This is a genomic window from Pedobacter ginsengisoli (assembly GCF_030244015.1).
Taxonomy (GTDB): Bacteria; Bacteroidota; Bacteroidia; order Sphingobacteriales; family Sphingobacteriaceae; genus Pedobacter; species Pedobacter ginsengisoli.
In genome coordinates this window covers 662,948-680,680 of sequence record NZ_JASSYX010000003.1, presented here as the reverse complement: position 1 = coordinate 680,680, position 17,733 = coordinate 662,948, and the positions used below count along the sequence as shown (strand labels likewise).

Below are 17,733 nucleotides of genomic sequence, written 5' to 3'. Positions count from 1 at the left end.
ATAGATTACAGCTGCAAAGTACGTCATGCTTTTTTACATATCCAATTGTTTGTCAGGAAGCTTTACCTTTGGATAATTTTTAAGCCATGTCTGTAGAAAAAGTTTCCCTTCATCCCAGGAACAAACACCGTTCAAGATACGATTTTCCGGAACTCATCAAGAGCTGTCCCGAACTTGCTCCCTATGTGTTCAATAACACTTATGGTGATCTTTCTGTTGATTTTTCCAATCCTGATTCCGTTAAGGCACTGAACAAAGCCCTGTTGAAATACTTCTACAGGATCGATCACTGGGATATCCCGGAGGGCTATCTTTGTCCGCCTATCCCCGGACGATCCGACTATATTCATTATGTCGCGGATCTTTTGTCGTCAGATCACGATGGAGTCATTCCAAACGGCCGGCAGGTTAAAGGTCTGGATATCGGCACAGGCGCTAATTGTATCTATCCGATCATCGGCCACCAGGAATATGGCTGGAGCTTTACAGGCTCCGAAATTGACCAATATGCGATAAAGGCAGCGAAAGCAATCTGTGCAGCTAACTCCTCGTTGTCCGCTGATATTGTTTTAAAATATCAGTCCAATAAGCAGTACATCTTTAAAGGACTTGTCAGCCCTGGTGAGCTATATGATTTCAGTATTTGCAACCCGCCCTTTCATGCTTCTGCTGAAGAAGCCCGGTCCGGTAATAAAAGAAAAGTGCAAAACCTGAGCAGAGACAGAGACAAAACAGCTGCGCTTAATTTCGGAGGAAAAGATGCGGAACTCTGGTATGAAGGCGGGGAGGCGGCCTTTATCCGGAATATGATCATGGAAAGCAAAGACATCGGCGGGCAGTGTCTGTGGTTTAGCAGCCTGGTTTCCAAAAGTAGCAACCTGCCCTACATTTACCACATGCTGGAGGCACTCAGGCCGGCAGAAATCCGGACAATAGAGATGGCTCAGGGACAGAAGGTCAGCCGTTTCGTCGCCTGGACATTTATGGGGAAGCAAGCCCGCCGGGAATGGACAATGAAAAGATGGACTAAGAATAAGGCCTAGAAAATCAGTACGCTGGCTTTTTTATGCTTAAAGGAGCCGATGAGCTCCCCGGTTTCGAAATGCTTAAAATGGAGCGTATCGCTTTCTTTAAAACGTTTTTTGACCATGCAATACAAATGCAGGCATTTGATCCAGTTCAGTGCCGTTACCTTATCTTTCCAGATCTGGGGATAAACAAAAACCTCATTCCCTTCTATGCGCAACAGGTTCTTTTCCTCGAGTTCGTTAACATTGGTAATGATCTTTGCCGTCTGTGCCACCAGGTTTGAAGCATGCTGAATTTTCTTTTTTGCGTAAATCATATTAAAATATTATTCCAGCAGCAAAGGCTCGTCGTCATCTGTCAGGCTCAGCTGGATGCTGTCGGTTCCGGCAATACCTTCAATAGAGCCCCGGACGTGGGCTGCATTAAGCATAACCTTTTCGAGCTGTTTTTCCCTGGCTTTCCAAAGCTTCTCCATAGCATCGCGTTCCCGTTGTATAGACAGCTTCATGCTCATAAAGCCCTCACGAATTGCTTTCCACTGTTCTGAGAACTCAGTGCTGGTCAGGTAGTCATAGAGCATATGCATTTTGTCCCCACGGTTTTCCTGGGATTTTGCGGCTCCGTACAATTTGAGGATTCCATCCCTTAGAATGTAAGAAACTGCCTTTACCTCATCAAAAGAGCAGATCCATACACCGTCTTTTTCACCAAAGCAATCCATCCCTTTGGGGTAACACTGGGTCACGATCACAGCTACGTCGACCCCTATGCTTCGCATATCTTTTTTCAGTTTCTCTATCCATTCCATGGAGAAATCTTTGGTGCGTTTGCTTTCGTAAATGATCTTGCCGCACTCCTGTCCAAACTGGTTCCGCACCAGGTGTACGCAATCCGCACCCCTCACGCCCTTGCCCACCTCAGTGATCAGGTCAAAAGGGAAAGCATTTCTAAGCAGTTCTTCCAATATCAGCTCCTGCACTTCTCCCTGCAATTGCATCGATCCCTGCTCAGCCTTGCGCTTCATTTCTTCCGCCAGTTTTTTCTGGTCGTCCAGTTGCTTTTCCAGTTCCTTCACACGCAGCTGATGCTCAGTTTCTTTAATGTTGTTTTTTTCCGCCTCCTGTTTCCTGATCTGTTCGGTCATTTCCAGGCGCTGTTCCTGCAGCTTACGCTGTACCTGTAGTTCAAGCTCCTCTTCCCGCTGCTTCATCTGTGCCTCTTTTTTCAGGAAATCAAGTTCTTTGGCCCGGGCCTGTTTCAGCCGCTCCTCATTTTCCTTATTGGCGTTGTCCAGCATTTGCAGCTTATTTTCAAAATCTGTCGCAATGCTTTTACGCAGGCTTTCCTCAAGAGCAGCTTGCAGATGTTTTTTCTCTTCCGCGAGCTTTTGTTCATAAGCCAGGGCCTGCTGTTTTTGCTGCTGTTCAAATGCGGCTTCCCTTTGCTTTTGCTGCAGGGCAAACTCATTTTGTTTCTTTGCGAATTCCTCTTCCTTTTGTTTGGTAAAAGAAACCATCTTTTCCCGGAGGTCTTTTTTATACTCCTCGGCCATCACCTCTTCAATAGGAAAAGTATGTGCACAATTGGGACATTTTATCTCTGTTGACATATCTTTCTGCTATAATAACTTTTGTACAAACAAACTCTCTGCAAATTTCATGGACACACTCCTGGGTTCTCCTCCGGCTATGCCGACATATAAAGATCCGTCAAAATCGATCACTTCAATAATCTTGATCTTTGTTCCGATGGTGATCTGAAGTTTTTCCAGGTACTGCAGGAATAAGGTCGAAGTATCTTTTACCGCTGCAACACTACAGGTATCGCCGGCTTTTAGCTCCGCCAGGAGCGTTTTAGCGATCACCGGCATCTCACCATTGGCCTTTGGGATAGGGTCCCCGTGAGGATCAAACTCCGGAAAGTCAAGGAACTCTTCCAGCTTGTCGACCAGCTTGGCAGACTGGATATGTTCCAGCTGCTCAGCAACTTCATGCACCTCATCCCAACTAAAATCCAGTTTCTCATACAGAAAAGTCTCCCAGAGCCTGTGCTTTCTTAAAATGGCGATCCCATTCTTTTTACCCGTGTCGGTAAGCAGGATCTTCCCATATTTCTTATAGGTAACCAGGTCCTTCTCTTTCAGCTTTTTGAGCATATCCGTAGCAGTGGCTGGTTTTACACCCAGGTAAGCTGCCATTTCATTGGTTCCTGCCTCTGGTTTTTCTTCATTTTGAAAACTCAGTTTTAGTAAAGCCTTCAAATAGTTTTCTTCTGTATAAGATAGCATACTACAAACTTAGATGAAATTGTTAGTTAAAACAACTGAATAATAAATGTCGAATAATATTTGTTAGATTAATCTAACTTTTATAGTTTTGTGATGTTAATGTTAAAATTAGATAAATGAAAATATACCGACTTGCCGTGTTTTTTATTGGTTTCCTGCTTTTTTCAATGCTTGTTGATATTACTGCATCTGCACAGACATCGGCAGTAAGGGGTAAGGTGATTTCTGAGGCATTGCCGTTGTCTGACATCAACATCAGCATCCAACCCACGCAGATCAAAAGTAAGACGGACAGTTCAGGTTTATATGTTTTCAGTAATTTATCGGCCGGGACATATAAGATTGAAGCATCAGGAGTTGGTTTCAAAAAAATGGTCAGGACCGTCAATTTAAAACAAGGAGAGACCACGGAACTCAATTTCGATCTGAGCAATTTTAAAAATGATCTTGATGAAGTAGTGGTTACCGGCACATTAAAGGAGGTGAGCCGAATAGAAAGTCCCGTTCCCGTAGAAGTCTACTCTTATAAATATTTCAGGAAAAACCCCACGCCAAATATTTTTGAAGCCCTGCAAAATGTCAATGGTGTGAGGCCTCAGCTCAATTGCAATATTTGTAACACCGGTGATATCCATATCAACGGATTAGAAGGGCCTTATACCATGATCCTGATTGACGGCATGCCGATAGTGAGCAGCCTTTCCAGTGTTTACGGACTTTCCGGAATCCCCAATTCACTGGTAGATCAAATTGAAATTGTGAAAGGTCCTGCCTCTTCATTATATGGCAGTGAAGCAGTTGGCGGGCTGATCAATATCATCACCAAAAAGCCACAAAACGCAGCGTTATTCTCCGCCGACGTCTTTACTACAAGCTACCAGGAGCACAATACTGACCTTTCCCTCAAGTTCAACGCCGGGAAAAAAGCGACCGTTCTTACGGGCTTAAATTATTTCAAATATGGCAACCCGGTGGATCATAACCACGATAACTTTACCGACGTGACCTTGTCAGACCGCGTGTCTTTATTCCAGAAATGGAACTTTGAGCGGCCGGAGAAGCGCATCTTTACGCTTGGTGCCAGGTTTATGTATGAAGACCGCTGGGGTGGAGAGATGCAATGGAATAAGTCTTACCGCGGTGGTGATCAGGTTTATGGCGAAAGCATTTATACCAGTCGCTGGGAACTGATCGGCAATTATCAATTACCCGTTAACGAAAAATTATTCCTTGCTTTTTCATTCAATAGTCATGACCAGAATAGTCGATATGGCACCACTTCTTACATAGCTAAACAGAAAATAGGTTTCGGCCAGCTGACATGGGACAAGCAATTCGGCAACCATGATCTGCTTTTTGGGTCAGCACTCAGGTATAGTTTTTATGACGACAATACACCAGCTACCACAGGCGTGAACCAGGCGATTGAAAAGAATACCTGGCTGCCGGGCCTTTTTGTGCAGGATGAGATTGCGCTGAGCAGAGAGCACAAATTGCTTTTCGGTTTTAGATACGATTACAATTCAGTTCATGGCAATATTTTTACCCCGAGGATGGCCTACAAATGGAGCCCCAATGAAAATAATATCCTTCGTCTAAATGCCGGAACAGGATTTAGGGTGGTCAACATTTTTACGGAGGACCACGCGGCACTTACAGGAGCCAGGATTGTCGAGATCCCGAATAAGCTCAGGCCTGAAAAAACATATAATGTCAATCTGAACTACCTGAAAAAAATATATACCGGCAACGGAACGTTCATCGGCGTAGAAACTTCTGCATTTTATACCTATTTCAACAATAGGATCATTGGAGATTTTGACAGCGATCCCAATAAGATCATATACAATAACCTGGATGGCCATGCTGTGAGCAAAGGACTGAGCACCAATATAGATGTTACATTCAATAACGGACTAAAGTTTATTGTCGGGGCAACTTATCAGGATGTTGCTACTTATGAACAGGGAATCAAAAAGCAGCAGATCCTTACTGAGAAATTTTCGGGCAACTGGGCGGTATCTTACAAGATCAGGCCACTCAAACTATCGCTGGATTATACTGGAAATATCTATAGCCCGATGCGTCTCCCGCTACTTGGTGAGCTTGATCCGCGAAAGGAATATTCCCCGGTCTGGAGCATACAGAATATCCAGCTTACCTTTGCTGGCTTTAAAAATATTGAGATCTATGGCGGGGTCAAAAACTTGCTCAACTGGACGCCAAATAAAGGAAATCCCTTCATTATTGCTAGGACAAACGACCCTTTTGACAAACGCCCAGACGTAGACAATCCTTACAATTTAACTTTTGATCCTACTTATGTCTACGGCCCCAATCAAAATATAAGAGGTTTTCTCGGTGTGAGATTGACAATTAAATGATGTAGTTCTTTGCCGTAAATCAATTAACTTTATGGCATGATCTATCCATCTACCTACCAGGCAGCACGGCTTATTGCGCCAAAAGTTGAGGCTATTTTTGCTGAGCATCTCGCTGCTGCCAAAGAAAAAGGAGAAGAAGATCTTGCTCCGCAACCTACTGCCAGGGTAGTTGAGGCCATACTGGACGCTACGTTTTGGGCGAGCCTGCGCAAAGAAGAAGGACATTCCCCAAAGATTTCCCTTGCATTTCTTCCGCCACAGCAAGCGGGTAATCCATTGCTGTTCAAACAGCGGTTTAAATTAAATCCGGGCATTCTTACCAAACTTGCGCCAGGAGTCGAACGTGCAGGGATTCACCTGGGCATCTGGGTAGACGACGGTGAACTTTACATCTGGGGCACCACCGTAAGCATACCAAATTTTTGTTTTGTAGTTGATGTTTCTGAGCCGGCACTGCTGGTGATCAAACACCGCAGGATCTATGGTTTCGGAAAATTCACGAATGTCGCGGTGCTCAAAGGAGATCAGGTAAAAATGGTTGATGGGAACAGTACCAGCATTCCTGATTGCCCGCCGATGCTGCTGTCGCTGCTGGACCTTACCGCGCCTTCTTACTGGAACGATTCTGTTAATGTTCTGATCCAGCTGGCTGTTTCCATGCGCGCACATGCCCGGGGTGGTACATTGCTCGTAGTAGACAATGAAAACAACAACTGGCTTCAGTCCATTATAAAGCCTATTCAATATTATGTTCAACCGTCTTTTAACGGGCTTTCTAAATTATTACAGCAGGACAGGAAAGAGTCCAGCCAGATCTTTTGGCAAACAGCTTTAAAACGTGAGGTAGATCACCTTGCCGGTCTTACGGCAATAGACGGGGCAACCATCATCAGCAGCAACTATGAGCTGCTGGCGTTCGGTGCTAAAATAGGAAGGGCGAAAGGTAAGGACAATATAGATGAGCTTGCCTTTTCAGAACCCATTTCAGGGGGAGATGCTGTAGTGGTACATCCAGCTAAGGTCGGCGGGACACGCCACCTTTCTGCTGCCCAGTTTGTTCATGATCAGCGGGATGCCACTGCGCTCGTGGCGTCGCAAGACGGACATTTTACCATATACACCTGGTCTGCATATCAAAACAAGGTTCAGGCACAACGGATTGATACCCTGTTGTTATAAACTAAGACAAGAGCACTGCTGCAACTATTGTGGTTAAAAATATAACCAAAATAACAATGCGGTCACAGGCGATACGCTGCTGTCTGGTCAGCGCTCTGGGCTGGACTTCCTCTTTTTGCCTGGCAAAAGCGTGGACGGGGTTTAATTTAATTAACATAGGTAGATGTAGATAGGTGTATCTGGTTAATATCAAACCTCAAGCCATAATTCTATTCGTTTGTGGAATTGTTGATAACTTCTGTTTGTTTCATCAGAATCTGATAATTCCTTAACATTGAAGGGGTAATATGAAAATTATTGTATTGGTAATCAGACATATAAAAGATAAATGTATTTTATACAGTACTATGTATTGCATATTACTATACGAAACATATATCTTTGTATTATTATGATAGCAGAAAATACACAAACACAAATGCGGAAGGGCATACTGGAATACTGTGTGCTCCTGATCATATCCAGGGGACAGATTTATGCCTCGGATATCATCGCAGAATTGAAGTCGGCCCGTCTGCTCGTAGTAGAAGGAACGCTTTATCCATTGCTCACCCGCCTCAAAAACAATGGCTTGCTGAGCTATAACTGGATAGAATCCACATCCGGACCCCCGCGCAAATATTATGTGCTGACTGAAGAAGGCAGATCTATATTGAATCAGCTTGACGGAACCTGGCAGGAGCTGGCCTACGCCATCAATACTTCCAAAAAAGTAGCGGACGATCAATCCAATAATAATCCAATAAACTTAACCAAGTAATGAAGAAGACACTCAACATAAATATTGGCAATTCCATCATTCATATTGAAGAAGATGCCTACGAAATGCTCACTGTTTATCTGAATGAGGTAAAACAACATTTCGCAAAAAACGCTGATGACTTTGAAATTGTAACAGATATCGAAAACCGGATAGCAGAGATGTTTGGTGAAATGCTGTCTGAGCAGCAAAAGCAGGTAGTCAGCATTTTTGATGTACAGTCAGTAATCAGACAGATGGGTTCTGTGAAAGATTTTGAGTCCTCTGAAGAAGAGAACCCCGCTGAAGATTACCGTACCCAAAGCCAGGCCTTCAACCCAGTTAAGAAGCTTTACCGGGATACTGACCAGGCCATGATTGCCGGTGTCTGTGCAGGTCTGGGGCATTATGTCGCTATCGATATACGCTGGATCAGGTTAATCACATTTTTTACCCTATTCATAGGCGGTGCCGGTGTTTTAGCTTATATCATCCTGTGGATCATGATCCCTAAGGCAGAAACCAAAACTGAAAAAATGAACATGCGCGGTCAGGAAACAACGCTGCGGGGCTTTGCAAACATTCATCTGGACCCGCTGGTACAACAATCAAAAGGATTTCTTGCTGAGTTCTTTGATGTCGTGGGCAACTTTGTTAAAGGAACCGGAAAGGCGATTTTTAAAACGATAGCCTTATTGATCATTGCGGCGGCGTCATTTGGTCTGATTAGCTTATTCATCACTTTAATAGCCCTTATGGGCATTTGGGATGCTGATGTAGCCAATTATTTTCCATTCAACATCATCAATCAGGAATATTTTAACCCTCTTGCGGTTTCTGCGTTCCTGGTAGGAGCCATACCACTTATTGCACTCATACTGTTCTCAGTAAGGGTTGCATTCAGCAGCAGGGATATCAATAAGACATTGTCATTTGTGCTGCTCGTCATCTGGCTGGCGGGTGTGGCACCATTAATTTTTTACATCACAAAAATATCTTCTGAATTTAAAGAAGGAGCAGAATTTTCACAGGTTAGCGAACTTAAGCCCTATCAAACTTATACACTGACAGTAGACCGGACCCGGTTCTTTAGCAGGGAAGATAGCATGCGCTACAGTATAGATGCAGAAAATTACAGGGGCAGAAAGATACTTACTGACATTGACGATGAATTTAAAGCACCGAGAAATGTCAGGTTGTGGATAGAGAAAAGTGAAAGTGGTAAGATATCACTGAGTCAGAACTTTAAATCAAGAGGAAGGAATTTTCAGACGGCTTTAAAAAACGCTCAGAATATACATTATGATTTTCTGCAGACCGATTCACTGATAAATTTTAATCCGATGGTCCAGCTCAATAAAGATACCAGATGGCGCGGCCAGGAGGTAGAGCTGACCATGAAGGTTCCGGTTGGCACTTTTCTAAACATCAGCGAAGAGCTTGGCAGGTACCTGAACGGACCCAATTACTGGGATTGCGGTCATGGCAGCCACCAGGGTTTTACCGAATGGGTCATGACAGAAGATGGTGTCAAGTGCAGGCACGAAGCGCCGGTTAAGGATACTGATTAAAACCAGTGTAGTCAATCAGTGTCCTGTTATTTAACCGTATAGCGGTAGACATAACGGGCAACATTTCCGTTTTTGTCTACCCCTTCAATAACCGCTCTGTAAGTTCCGTTCCCATCCGCATTGTAATATTCCAAAGTCAGCGGGCCTGTAGCGTTGGTAAGCACTTTAGGGTTCCAGTAGATGGTTGTCCTCAGGTCATTAAAGTTATAAGTATTTGCAGGATTTACATATTTCGGCGAATAGAACTCACGCTGTTTGGCAAATCCTTTGGGCTTAAATTTAACCAGATTGGCCTCCGGCAACATTTCCTTTAGCTGCGCCAGACTAATCTTGGTTCCTTTGACCGGTTTTTTGGTATTGACCACAAGTACGCCTTTGGTATTGTACTGGCGGTCTATGGTGCCCAGCTCATCCTTTAAAAATATTTCAACAGATTCAATTTCATCAGGCATTACAGTAGTGAGGCCGAAAAAATCAATCGGGCTTGCATTCAGAAAGATTTGTACAGGTACCCTGCTTCCTGCGTTGTAATCGCGCGTCACATAAAAGTTGTTTTCAAAAAAAGTGAGGCCTGCAGCCTGCCCCTGAAGGCAAATGGCAAAATTAGGACATCCTTTGAATTGCTCGCCGTCTATCGTGCGTCCGCTGATATTGCTCAAACCACTCAGAGAAGGATGATCGGCATGGCTTGGCCTTTTTATTTTAGCACCTTCTATTTTTACCTCTTTCAGTGTTCTGAGATAGCTGTACTGCTTTTTGCTGTTGGCCAGATATGGCGCCAGCGCGCTGTCGATGTTTACAATTTCATCAACGGTATTGTCGTTTTTAGTAAGCGGCGGACCCGGTTGTCCATCCAGAAGAATCATCAGGCTGGAACCTTTAGCCGAATATTTGGCATTGATCACTACCTCAGATGAGTCCGGGACAACAAGATTTGGGAAAACAAAAGCGCCGGCGGGGCTTGTTATCGCTTCAGAAGCAATCCTCGTACCGGTGACCGTTAGTCGTAGCGCCCCTTTTTTTACAGGCATCCCTGTACGATCTCTCAGCGTGCCCGAAATGCGCATATCCTGCTCAGGCAAAAGTTTCACGGGCGCAAAATTACCAGCCATGACATCTTTATAATTGAACCTGCGGTATCCTTGCGTCAGCATCAGCAGATCTAATGCAGCAAGTTTTTTTTCGTCTTGCTTGTTAAAATAGTAGTTGGGTTTTTCCACATAGCCTTTGAGCTCTGAGGTCAGCAGCAATGAACTCAGGATCGTGATCTCCGAATCCTCATTTACAGGTACCTTTTGTTCATCTGTAACTGAGACCGAAAAGTTGCCTTCCAAAGGAGCCGTCGCGTCTTTTGCGCTAACAGTCAATTTTACTTTTTGCCTGGGTTTATAAGCCGGCAGGTCGGTCTTTAAAGATACCTTCAAAGGCGAAGGCGTATTGTTGAACGCCAGCCGCTCTGCTATTGGCTCCCCGCTCTCAGAAAATAACGTGATCTGCATAATGCCCGAAGGGAACTTGTCTTTCGGTATTTTGGCATTGGTGAGCTGGTTGTTGAGTTTAGTTTTTGCAGCATAGCAAATGATCCCTCCGCTGGTGCCCACCAGAAACATGGTTTTACCGGTATTGGCTGCAAAATAAGTTTCGTTGGCCAGTATTTTAATATTTAATGCCAGAGGATCTGCATTGTTAACCTGAATAGTTGCACTGGAAGCAAGGGGTTTTGGCAGATCAAAACTCTTTACAGAACCATCTTTAAAAGTAACATTGGCCTTATAGCTTTTTGAGGCATCAGCATTCAGGTAAAAAGAACCCATTCCCAGATGGGTGGAATTGAAAGTTGTGATGCTGGTTCCTGAGTTGTCCGTTATGGTACCTTTAATGTCTGCACCCAGGCCCCGTGAATTTATTGCTTTAAATCCGACCCTTGTAGCTACCCCGCTGATCAGATCGCCGCCTTCCGGAAAGAACTGAACGTCAAAGGTGCTTTTTGAAGGAGTCAGCTTAAAAGTGGAAGTCAATATGTCATTTTCAGCCATGATGAGTTCAGTTTTAAGCTCACCCCTGGTTATCGGGTCGTTTTTACGCGGGTCAATCTTAATTTTTAAGATGCCATTCTGATCAGTAGTTCCTTTTCCTTTGCTTACGACATCAAAGTTTGAAGTCACCTGCCAATTAACGGTTTTGTTTGCGATAACAGCATTGTCATTGTTTTTAAACTGAATTACTGCATCTATCACCTGGCTTTTATCCGTCTGGTTATTTTTATAGCTAAAATGAGTGACCAGCTGCTTGTCTATGGCTTCTCCGACGGGTATGGTCTTGGTAAAGAAATAAGACGGGTCAAAGTTGGCCATCCACAAGGTATAAGCTTTGAAATAATAATTTCCCTGTTGATAGGTGCCTTTGGTAAGCGGGATATTTCCGCTGGCGACGCCATCGGTCACCTGTAATTTTACCGTTTGGACCAATGAATCACGGGTATTTATCACATCAACGTAGACAATTTTACTCAGCTGTGATGGCAGATTCAGGTCCATGGTCAGGTATGCTTTGAACCAAATGGTGTCTGCAACTGTGTAATAAGGCTTGTCGAAATGGAGATAGACTTTTTCAACAGGACGCTGATCAGTATTTTTTTTGGATTTGTTAATGATGTTGTCCAGAACAACACTGTCCTGCTGCGCTTGGGCTGAAAACCGCAGCCCGGCGGATAATAATATAAAGGCAAGTATGAAGTGTAAATATCTCATCAAAATGAATGTGTATTGTTAATCACGCTAATATATTCATTTATGTGTGGAGTAGGTTAACCAATCACATCTTTAACATTTTTTGACATTTGATCAGTTTGTCAGATCTTCGCTATGTTTCTTATATGTTGTTATACCTTCATGATTTCTTCTCGACCTCCGCTAGGGGGTTGCTAGGGGGTTGCATGATCCCCAGGGCTTTTCAACCATGTCCGGGTGATCTCAGGATTATTTCAGAATGTCCACGTGGGAAGCCTTGCAAATACTATACATATGCCCGACATAGTGGAGACAGGAACTACATCATCAGGAAAAGGAATAAAGAAGACCGCCATTGGCGGCCTTCTCCTATAAAAATCTAAAATAAAAAGTTAGTTATATTCTATGGCGAAATCTTCGAAAGGTGTGCGTACCTTTTTCAGGTTTACCAGCCAGTCGCCGGTCGTGTCTCTGTACCCTAAAGGAAGCAGGGTCGTCGTACGCAGCCCAAGCGCTTTCAATCCCAATAACTCATCCAGTTTTTCAGGCTCAAAGCCTTCCATAGGAGTAGCATCAACTTTTAACAATGCAGCTTCCGTTATCGCGACTCCGAAACCTATATAGGCTTGTCTTGCAGCATGCTGAAAGCTTTCTTCAGGAGTTTTACCAGCAAATGAGCTTACTATTTTATTTACAAAGTCAGCTGTTTCAGCTTCGGATTGTCCGCGTTCCCGATTGGCATGGGCATAAACATTTTTTATTTTTTCTTCTGTATAATTATCCCATGCTGCGAAAATCAGCAAATGTGAGCAGTCTGTAATTTGTTGCTGTCCGTAAGCTACGGCTTTGATTTTCTCCTTTAGCTCAGGGTCGGTCACCACGATAACTTTAAATGGCTGTAAGCCTGCGCAGGTGGGTGCAAGGCGTGCTGCATTAAGGATTTGATCTACTTTATCCTGTGAAACTTTTTCACCATTCATTTTCTTTGTAGCATACCGCCATTTTAAGGCATCTATTGTACTCATAATCTCTTTTTTAAGTTTTTGTTTTTAATCTCTTGTGATTTAGACTGTTAGTTAACTATTGCTGTAAAAATAACAGTGTTAGCAAATATAAATATGTTACTTTACATAGAAGAACTAAATCACCGCTTATGACTTTAAAATGATAGCAAACTATTCCTGGTCTGAGTCGTTAGTATTATGCAGGCATAGATCAATCGTGTTTGCTTGGACATTAAAGTATAATACCCATGAAAAAGTTAATCTCATCTGTAATCTTATTAGCTGCTGTCTCAGGTGTATTTGCTCAGGAAAAGGGCTTTTACATTAAACCTACTGGGGGTTATTTTATAAAAGTAACGCCCGTGGAATTCCCTTCAATAAATGGGCAGCTCGCCCGGGATAAGACAACTACGATCACCGGAACGGGTGCAAATACCAGCACAACTACATCAGAAACAACTTTGACAGGCTCATTTGGGCAGGGCTTCAAAGCAGGACTTATAGGGGGTTATCAGTTTAACCGTATTATTGGCCTCGAACTTGGTGTAAATTATTTCAATAGCGCGGAACAGGACATGATGAAACAAACCGTGATCAATAACGGGAAGACAGTACTAAATGTACATGCGATCGGAAAGGTCAGGGCCTTTGATCTTGCGCCCGCCGTTGTATTTCGTATCCCAACAGCCGGAAAATTCCAGCCATATAGTAAAATCGGGGTCATTGTGCCTTTCTCGGGATACTTGCAGATCAATACTTCTGTAAATGACCAGACCGGGCAGGTAGCGGCATCGCAGGGCATAGTATCTCCAGCAGGAACACGTACTAACCTGGTGCTGGAGAGAGAGGAACGCATCAATCCAAAAGCTACGATAGGCTTTCAGAGCGCCTTGGGATTGGATTACAAGGCGGGCAATAAGATCAGCCTTTTCGCTGAAGTTGAATACCACAACGTGTCAGTTGGCGGAAAGGACAAAGAATTAAAAAAATACGACGGTACAGCTACAGTAGTGGTAAATGCAACCAATACTGCAGTAGGATCTAGACAACTTACGCTCGAGGAGCAAAGTGCGGGAGACCGGAATGTAAATTACCATAAGACCATCAACTCTTCTATGAATGTGAAGGGCAGCGCAGGCTATGATCCCGATAAACCGTCGGATGACCTGCGGTCATATATCAATATAGGTGGTCTGGGACTGAATGCAGGCATTAAGATCAGCTTATAAGGAGTGCTGATTTTATTTTAATGTTTAAACATTACGGGCGTTGGTCGAAAATTTCAGGGAGTTGGTCGTGAGTTAGGTCAGGATGGTATAATAGGGCAAAAACCGCTGAAACGTTTTAAGGTTGAAGGTGTCTCAATAATAAAAAACAAAGAAACCTTAAAACATAAAAATCATGAAAACTCTTACAAAAATAGTATTCGCCACAGCATTAACTGCAATCGTATTAACTTCCTCAGCAATGGCCACATTCGCCGCACCGGTCATTAAAATTGCAACAGTAACAAAAAGTTTCAATAAGATCTGGGTGAGCGGAAATGTAAAAGTCATTTTGACACAAAGTGAAAAAGAGGGAGTATTCGTAGATGAGTACTTTAATCCTGAAAAAACTTCGTTGATCAGCAAAGGGCAGACCTTATACATCAACACGATGGAAAGCAGTCAGGTAACCATCAGAATCTCGGTAAAGGACCTGCAGCGGATCGAAGCGGCCGGAAGTGCAGTTGTAGTTACAGAACGCAAATTCGACATAAAATACCTGCAATTGTTTTTAAGTCAGAACGCAAAAGTAAAAGTTGACGCAAAGGTGGGGGATTTATATACAATAGTCAGGGAAGATGCGGTTTTAAAAATGAGTGGAGCAACAAGTCAGCATACTTTGATTGCCAGCAACATGAGAAACGTAAAGCTTGATAATTTTGTTAGCCTGAAAACAAATACCGAAAGTCCATTTGTGACAATAGATTCATTGACTGCAGCAGCAACAAAATAATACGAATCAAAAGATTAGGGAAGGTGAAAAGGGGCAGGCGAAAGTTTGCCTCTTTTTTTATTGCCTCATTAACTTATGAACATGGCTTTCGTCTGCCAATCCAAATTCCGCAGCGATTTGTTTCAAACTGTAATTTCCGGCTTGCATGCGTTTCGATATCAACGTATGCCTGTAGCTTTTAATATAAGAACGAAGACTTACACCAGCATTTCGTTTGAAATAACGGCCGATATAATTGATGGTGGTGTTAAAATCTGCTGCCATAACTGCTGATCTCAGTCTTTCAGGTGTATAAATATTCTCGTGGATATAGCTGAACATCGCTTCCATTTTGTTTTCGCCAATTTGATCCGGCATTGTACAGAACAGGTTTCGCTTTAAAATTACGGAGAGTGAGATCAGCTGCTGCCAGATCAGCCTCTCGTTGAGCAGGGGATCCAGCTTCATCAATTCGATCACGTTAAAGATTTGAGCTGTGAGAAGCTGGTCGTTAGCGGTTAATTTGAAGCCCGAAAGGTGCGATTCCCTGTTGTGTACCAGGTACTCCAATTCTTTTACGGGATGATGCCATGCATCCTGGCTCCCCTGCATGTACAGGTCAGTAAATTTGAGATAAATGAATTTGGTCTTTTGTTCAATCTCAAAATAATGCTCTTCTGAGGGGCCGAGGAGGAAGATGTCCCCCTCTTGATAAATTACAGTTAACTTATTGATATGGTGGATCCCAGATCCATTTTTAATATAGATTAATTCATAATGATTATGGGTATGGGCAGGATGATGCCATTGCTCGACTTCGAAAGCAGAAATGAGTATGGGCTTAAACTGCCGGTAACGCTTCATGGTGGTTATGTACAAAATGTTAACCGGATTTTACAAACAAACATGGTCGCGCAATTGCCAGCTTTGATTAAAATTTAATTTATGAAAACAACAGTTGTTAAGCCTGAACAGACCGCATCTTTAAAAACCGCTCTGGTCGTAGGTGCCAATGGAGTAATTGGCAGTACGCTTATTGAGCACCTGGTTGAATTGGGCGACTGGAACATTGTCGGACTTTCAAGACGAGGCGGACAAGACTGCGGGCATTTAAAATTTATATCTGTAGACTTGCTGGATGGCACAGATACGAGGAGTAAGCTAGCGCATTTAACCAATGTTACCCATATTTTTTATGCGGCATTCCAGGATCGTCCGGGCTGGGCAGAAATGGTAGCTCCAAACCTGGCCATGCTGGTCAATGTGGTTGAAGTGATCGAGCCCATTGCAAAAAAATTAGTGCACGTCAGCCTCATGCAGGGCTATAAAGTTTACGGTGCTCATCTTGGGCCTTTTAAAACACCTGCTAAGGAATCAGATCCTGGACATATGCCGCCAGAGTTCAATGTAGATCAACAGCAATTTCTTGAAAAACTGCAAAAGGGCAAAAGCTGGACATGGTCGGCGATCCGTCCTTCCGTCGTTGGAGGCACGGCGCTTGGCAACCCTATGAATTTGGTGACCGCCATAGCGGTGTATGCCTCTATATCAAAAGAACTCGGTATCCCACTTCGCTTTCCCGGAAAACCCGGAGCCTGGGACAAGATTATGGAAATGACAGACGGAGAACTGCTAGCCAAAGCAACTGTATGGGCGGCCACCCAGCCGCAAGGAGCAAACCAGGCTTTCAACATTACCAATGGCGACCTCTTCCGATGGAATGAAATGTGGCCAGACATTGCCGGTTTTTTCAAACTCGAAGTTGCGCCACCGCTTCATATGTCGCTGCAAAGTGTAATGGCCGATAAGGGAGGCCTCTGGCAGGATATCCAGGAAAAATACAGCTTGAAGAAACATAGTTATGGGGAGGTTTCTTCCTGGGGCTTTGCCGACGGGGTATTTTCGTGGGATTATGATTTCTTTGCTGACGGTTCCAAAGCACGAAGATCTGGCTTCAATGAATATGTGGAGACAAGAGAAATGTTTTTCCGCATGTTTAAAAAGCTTATATCAGAAGGGGTCATTCCTGAAGTAAAATAACCGGAAAAGGGGGTTAAATGCTGTCAGTGTTTCAGCTTTGCTTTAAACACCTTTTCCATTTTGTCAAGCTTTGGCAGAATCACGAGTTTGCAATAAGGCTTCTCTCCGTTTAGATTAAAATAATTCTGATGGTAACTTTCCGCAACATAGAATGCAGAAGCTTTTTCTATGGCTGTAACTACCGGCTTGCCAAATGCCCTGGTGTCGTTCAATTCCTTTTTGTACTTCTCAGCTACTGCCTTTTGCTCGTTGTTGTGATAGAAAATAACAGAACGGTATTGGGTCCCGATATCTGCTCCTTGCCTGTTTAATGTGGTTGGATCGTGTGTCTTCCAGAATACTTCCAGCAACTCATCATATTTAATCTTCGCAGGATCATAAGTTACCTCAATTACCTCGGCATGTCCGGTTGTTCCGGTACATACCTGTTCGTAGGTCGGGTTTACCACAGCGCCGCCTTCATAACCGGACCTGACCGCTGTCACTCCTTTAAGGCGTTGAAATACTGCCTCCGAACACCAGAAACAACCGTTGCCAAATGTAGCTTTTTGAAGTTTCGCAGATTGTGCGCCGACACTGCCTGCCGACAAAAGTACCATCACCATCAATACTATAGTTTTCATACGCTCAATACAATTTGAAATCATTTATGTAAAGTTACGTAAGTGGAGTCTATATAGTTTTATGTACAGTCCTGGCATGATCCTAAATTACAATTACCTGATAATCGGTTTTTTTAAATCTTTCGTTGTGTATAACTTAAATAAGTTGTTTGCAGAAAGTTATACAAGTTA

At 43.5% G+C, this 17,733-nt stretch carries 16 protein-coding genes; 8 read left to right on the top strand and 8 right to left on the bottom strand.

The window, feature by feature from the left end; genetic code table 11:
• The first annotated feature begins 86 nt into the window (after window positions 1–86).
• Window positions 87–1,043, top strand: coding sequence for a 23S rRNA (adenine(1618)-N(6))-methyltransferase RlmF (gene rlmF, locus QEP08_RS15170; protein WP_285059278.1), 957 nt, complete (start codon window positions 87–89; stop codon window positions 1,041–1,043).
• Here rlmF and QEP08_RS15165 read toward each other — a convergent pair.
• The 3 genes from QEP08_RS15165 to QEP08_RS15155 are packed head-to-tail and all read right to left on the bottom strand — an operon-like array spanning window position 1,040 to window position 3,316.
• Entirely contained in the window at window positions 1,040–1,345 is a 306-nt protein-coding gene (locus QEP08_RS15165) for a hypothetical protein (RefSeq protein ID WP_285059276.1), read from the bottom strand. The two genes, rlmF and QEP08_RS15165, sit on opposite strands and share 4 nt — an antisense overlap.
• A 9-nt stretch (window positions 1,346–1,354) precedes the next feature.
• Window positions 1,355–2,638: a DUF2130 domain-containing protein gene (locus QEP08_RS15160; protein WP_285059275.1), complete on the bottom strand. Its 1,284-nt coding sequence runs from the start codon at window positions 2,636–2,638 to the stop codon at window positions 1,355–1,357.
• A 9-nt stretch (window positions 2,639–2,647) separates the two neighbouring features.
• The gene (locus QEP08_RS15155) at window positions 2,648–3,316 is read right to left on the bottom strand and encodes a metal-dependent transcriptional regulator (RefSeq protein ID WP_285059274.1); all 669 of its coding nucleotides are present in this window, start codon (window positions 3,314–3,316) and stop codon (window positions 2,648–2,650) included.
• Window positions 3,317–3,432: 116 nt separating this feature from the next.
• Between QEP08_RS15155 and QEP08_RS15150 the strand changes: the two genes are divergently transcribed.
• Together QEP08_RS15150 and QEP08_RS15145 are read left to right on the top strand one after the other, a co-directional pair.
• Window positions 3,433–5,700 carry a TonB-dependent receptor gene (locus QEP08_RS15150; protein ID WP_285059273.1) on the top strand — a complete coding sequence of 756 codons (2,268 nt, stop codon included), beginning with the start codon at window positions 3,433–3,435 and terminating at the stop codon, window positions 5,698–5,700.
• Between the two features lie 36 nt (window positions 5,701–5,736).
• On the top strand, window positions 5,737–6,879 hold the full coding sequence (locus tag QEP08_RS15145) for a putative sensor domain DACNV-containing protein (RefSeq protein ID WP_285059272.1): 1,143 nt from the start codon (window positions 5,737–5,739) through the stop codon (window positions 6,877–6,879).
• 1 nt (window position 6,880) lies between these two features.
• Here the strand turns inward: QEP08_RS15145 and QEP08_RS15140 are convergent, their stop codons facing one another.
• Window positions 6,881–7,036: a hypothetical protein gene (locus QEP08_RS15140; RefSeq protein ID WP_285059270.1), complete on the bottom strand. Its 156-nt coding sequence runs from the start codon at window positions 7,034–7,036 to the stop codon at window positions 6,881–6,883.
• Between the two features lie 234 nt (window positions 7,037–7,270).
• Here QEP08_RS15140 and QEP08_RS15135 point away from each other — a divergent pair, with 234 nt between their 5' ends.
• Both QEP08_RS15135 and QEP08_RS15130 read left to right on the top strand, forming a co-directional pair.
• Window positions 7,271–7,639 carry a PadR family transcriptional regulator gene (locus QEP08_RS15135; protein ID WP_285059268.1) on the top strand — a complete coding sequence of 123 codons (369 nt, stop codon included), beginning with the start codon at window positions 7,271–7,273 and terminating at the stop codon, window positions 7,637–7,639.
• A complete protein-coding gene (locus QEP08_RS15130; protein WP_285059266.1) occupies window positions 7,639–9,189 on the top strand; it encodes a PspC domain-containing protein in 1,551 nt (516 codons plus the stop codon). Before QEP08_RS15135 ends, QEP08_RS15130 begins: the two co-directional genes overlap by 1 nt.
• Before the next feature lie 26 nt (window positions 9,190–9,215).
• Here the strand turns inward: QEP08_RS15130 and QEP08_RS15125 are convergent, their stop codons facing one another.
• A complete protein-coding gene (locus tag QEP08_RS15125) occupies window positions 9,216–11,939 on the bottom strand; it encodes a carboxypeptidase-like regulatory domain-containing protein (protein WP_285059265.1) in 2,724 nt (907 codons plus the stop codon).
• A gap of 371 nt (window positions 11,940–12,310) precedes the next feature.
• Window positions 12,311–12,943, bottom strand: a complete 633-nt coding sequence (locus QEP08_RS15120) for an NAD(P)H-dependent oxidoreductase (protein ID WP_285059264.1) — start codon at window positions 12,941–12,943, stop codon at window positions 12,311–12,313.
• A gap of 227 nt (window positions 12,944–13,170) precedes the next feature.
• On the opposite strand from QEP08_RS15120, the gene QEP08_RS15115 reads away from it, so the two are divergent.
• Entirely contained in the window at window positions 13,171–14,151 is a 981-nt protein-coding gene (locus tag QEP08_RS15115) for an outer membrane beta-barrel protein (protein WP_285059263.1), read from the top strand.
• A 172-nt stretch (window positions 14,152–14,323) separates the two neighbouring features.
• A complete protein-coding gene (locus QEP08_RS15110) occupies window positions 14,324–14,920 on the top strand; it encodes a GIN domain-containing protein (protein WP_285059261.1) in 597 nt (198 codons plus the stop codon).
• 57 nt (window positions 14,921–14,977) lie between these two features.
• Here QEP08_RS15110 and QEP08_RS15105 read toward each other — a convergent pair whose 3' ends face one another.
• Window positions 14,978–15,763, bottom strand: a complete 786-nt coding sequence (locus tag QEP08_RS15105; protein WP_285059260.1) for an AraC family transcriptional regulator — start codon at window positions 15,761–15,763, stop codon at window positions 14,978–14,980.
• 81 nt (window positions 15,764–15,844) lie between these two features.
• Here QEP08_RS15105 and QEP08_RS15100 point away from each other — a divergent pair, with 81 nt between their 5' ends.
• Window positions 15,845–16,939, top strand: a complete 1,095-nt coding sequence (locus QEP08_RS15100; protein ID WP_285059259.1) for an SDR family oxidoreductase — start codon at window positions 15,845–15,847, stop codon at window positions 16,937–16,939.
• A gap of 23 nt (window positions 16,940–16,962) precedes the next feature.
• On the opposite strand, the gene msrA is transcribed toward QEP08_RS15100, so the two are convergent.
• Window positions 16,963–17,562 carry a peptide-methionine (S)-S-oxide reductase MsrA gene (gene msrA, locus QEP08_RS15095; RefSeq protein ID WP_285059258.1) on the bottom strand — a complete coding sequence of 200 codons (600 nt, stop codon included), beginning with the start codon at window positions 17,560–17,562 and terminating at the stop codon, window positions 16,963–16,965.
• Window positions 17,563–17,733 lie beyond the last annotated feature (171 nt).

What these genes read in the sequence shown, in the direction of transcription:
- QEP08_RS15115 (WP_285059263.1), top strand. Translation starts at nt 13,171, where the DNA reads ATGAAAAAGTTAATCTCATCTGTAATCTTATTAGCTGCTGTCTCAGGT.
- QEP08_RS15160 (WP_285059275.1), bottom strand. Translation starts at nt 2,638, where the DNA reads ATGTCAACAGAGATAAAATGTCCCAATTGTGCACATACTTTTCCTATT.
- QEP08_RS15135 (WP_285059268.1), top strand. Translation starts at nt 7,271, where the DNA reads ATGATAGCAGAAAATACACAAACACAAATGCGGAAGGGCATACTGGAA.
- QEP08_RS15150 (WP_285059273.1), top strand. Translation starts at nt 3,433, where the DNA reads ATGAAAATATACCGACTTGCCGTGTTTTTTATTGGTTTCCTGCTTTTT.
- QEP08_RS15120 (WP_285059264.1), bottom strand. Translation starts at nt 12,943, where the DNA reads ATGAGTACAATAGATGCCTTAAAATGGCGGTATGCTACAAAGAAAATG.
- QEP08_RS15155 (WP_285059274.1), bottom strand. Translation starts at nt 3,316, where the DNA reads ATGCTATCTTATACAGAAGAAAACTATTTGAAGGCTTTACTAAAACTG.
- rlmF (WP_285059278.1), top strand. Translation starts at nt 87, where the DNA reads ATGTCTGTAGAAAAAGTTTCCCTTCATCCCAGGAACAAACACCGTTCA.
- QEP08_RS15125 (WP_285059265.1), bottom strand. Translation starts at nt 11,939, where the DNA reads ATGAGATATTTACACTTCATACTTGCCTTTATATTATTATCCGCCGGG.
- QEP08_RS15100 (WP_285059259.1), top strand. Translation starts at nt 15,845, where the DNA reads ATGAAAACAACAGTTGTTAAGCCTGAACAGACCGCATCTTTAAAAACC.
- QEP08_RS15110 (WP_285059261.1), top strand. Translation starts at nt 14,324, where the DNA reads ATGAAAACTCTTACAAAAATAGTATTCGCCACAGCATTAACTGCAATC.
- QEP08_RS15165 (WP_285059276.1), bottom strand. Translation starts at nt 1,345, where the DNA reads ATGATTTACGCAAAAAAGAAAATTCAGCATGCTTCAAACCTGGTGGCA.
- QEP08_RS15130 (WP_285059266.1), top strand. Translation starts at nt 7,639, where the DNA reads ATGAAGAAGACACTCAACATAAATATTGGCAATTCCATCATTCATATT.
- msrA (WP_285059258.1), bottom strand. Translation starts at nt 17,562, where the DNA reads ATGAAAACTATAGTATTGATGGTGATGGTACTTTTGTCGGCAGGCAGT.
- QEP08_RS15145 (WP_285059272.1), top strand. Translation starts at nt 5,737, where the DNA reads ATGATCTATCCATCTACCTACCAGGCAGCACGGCTTATTGCGCCAAAA.
- QEP08_RS15140 (WP_285059270.1), bottom strand. Translation starts at nt 7,036, where the DNA reads ATGTTAATTAAATTAAACCCCGTCCACGCTTTTGCCAGGCAAAAAGAG.
- QEP08_RS15105 (WP_285059260.1), bottom strand. Translation starts at nt 15,763, where the DNA reads ATGAAGCGTTACCGGCAGTTTAAGCCCATACTCATTTCTGCTTTCGAA.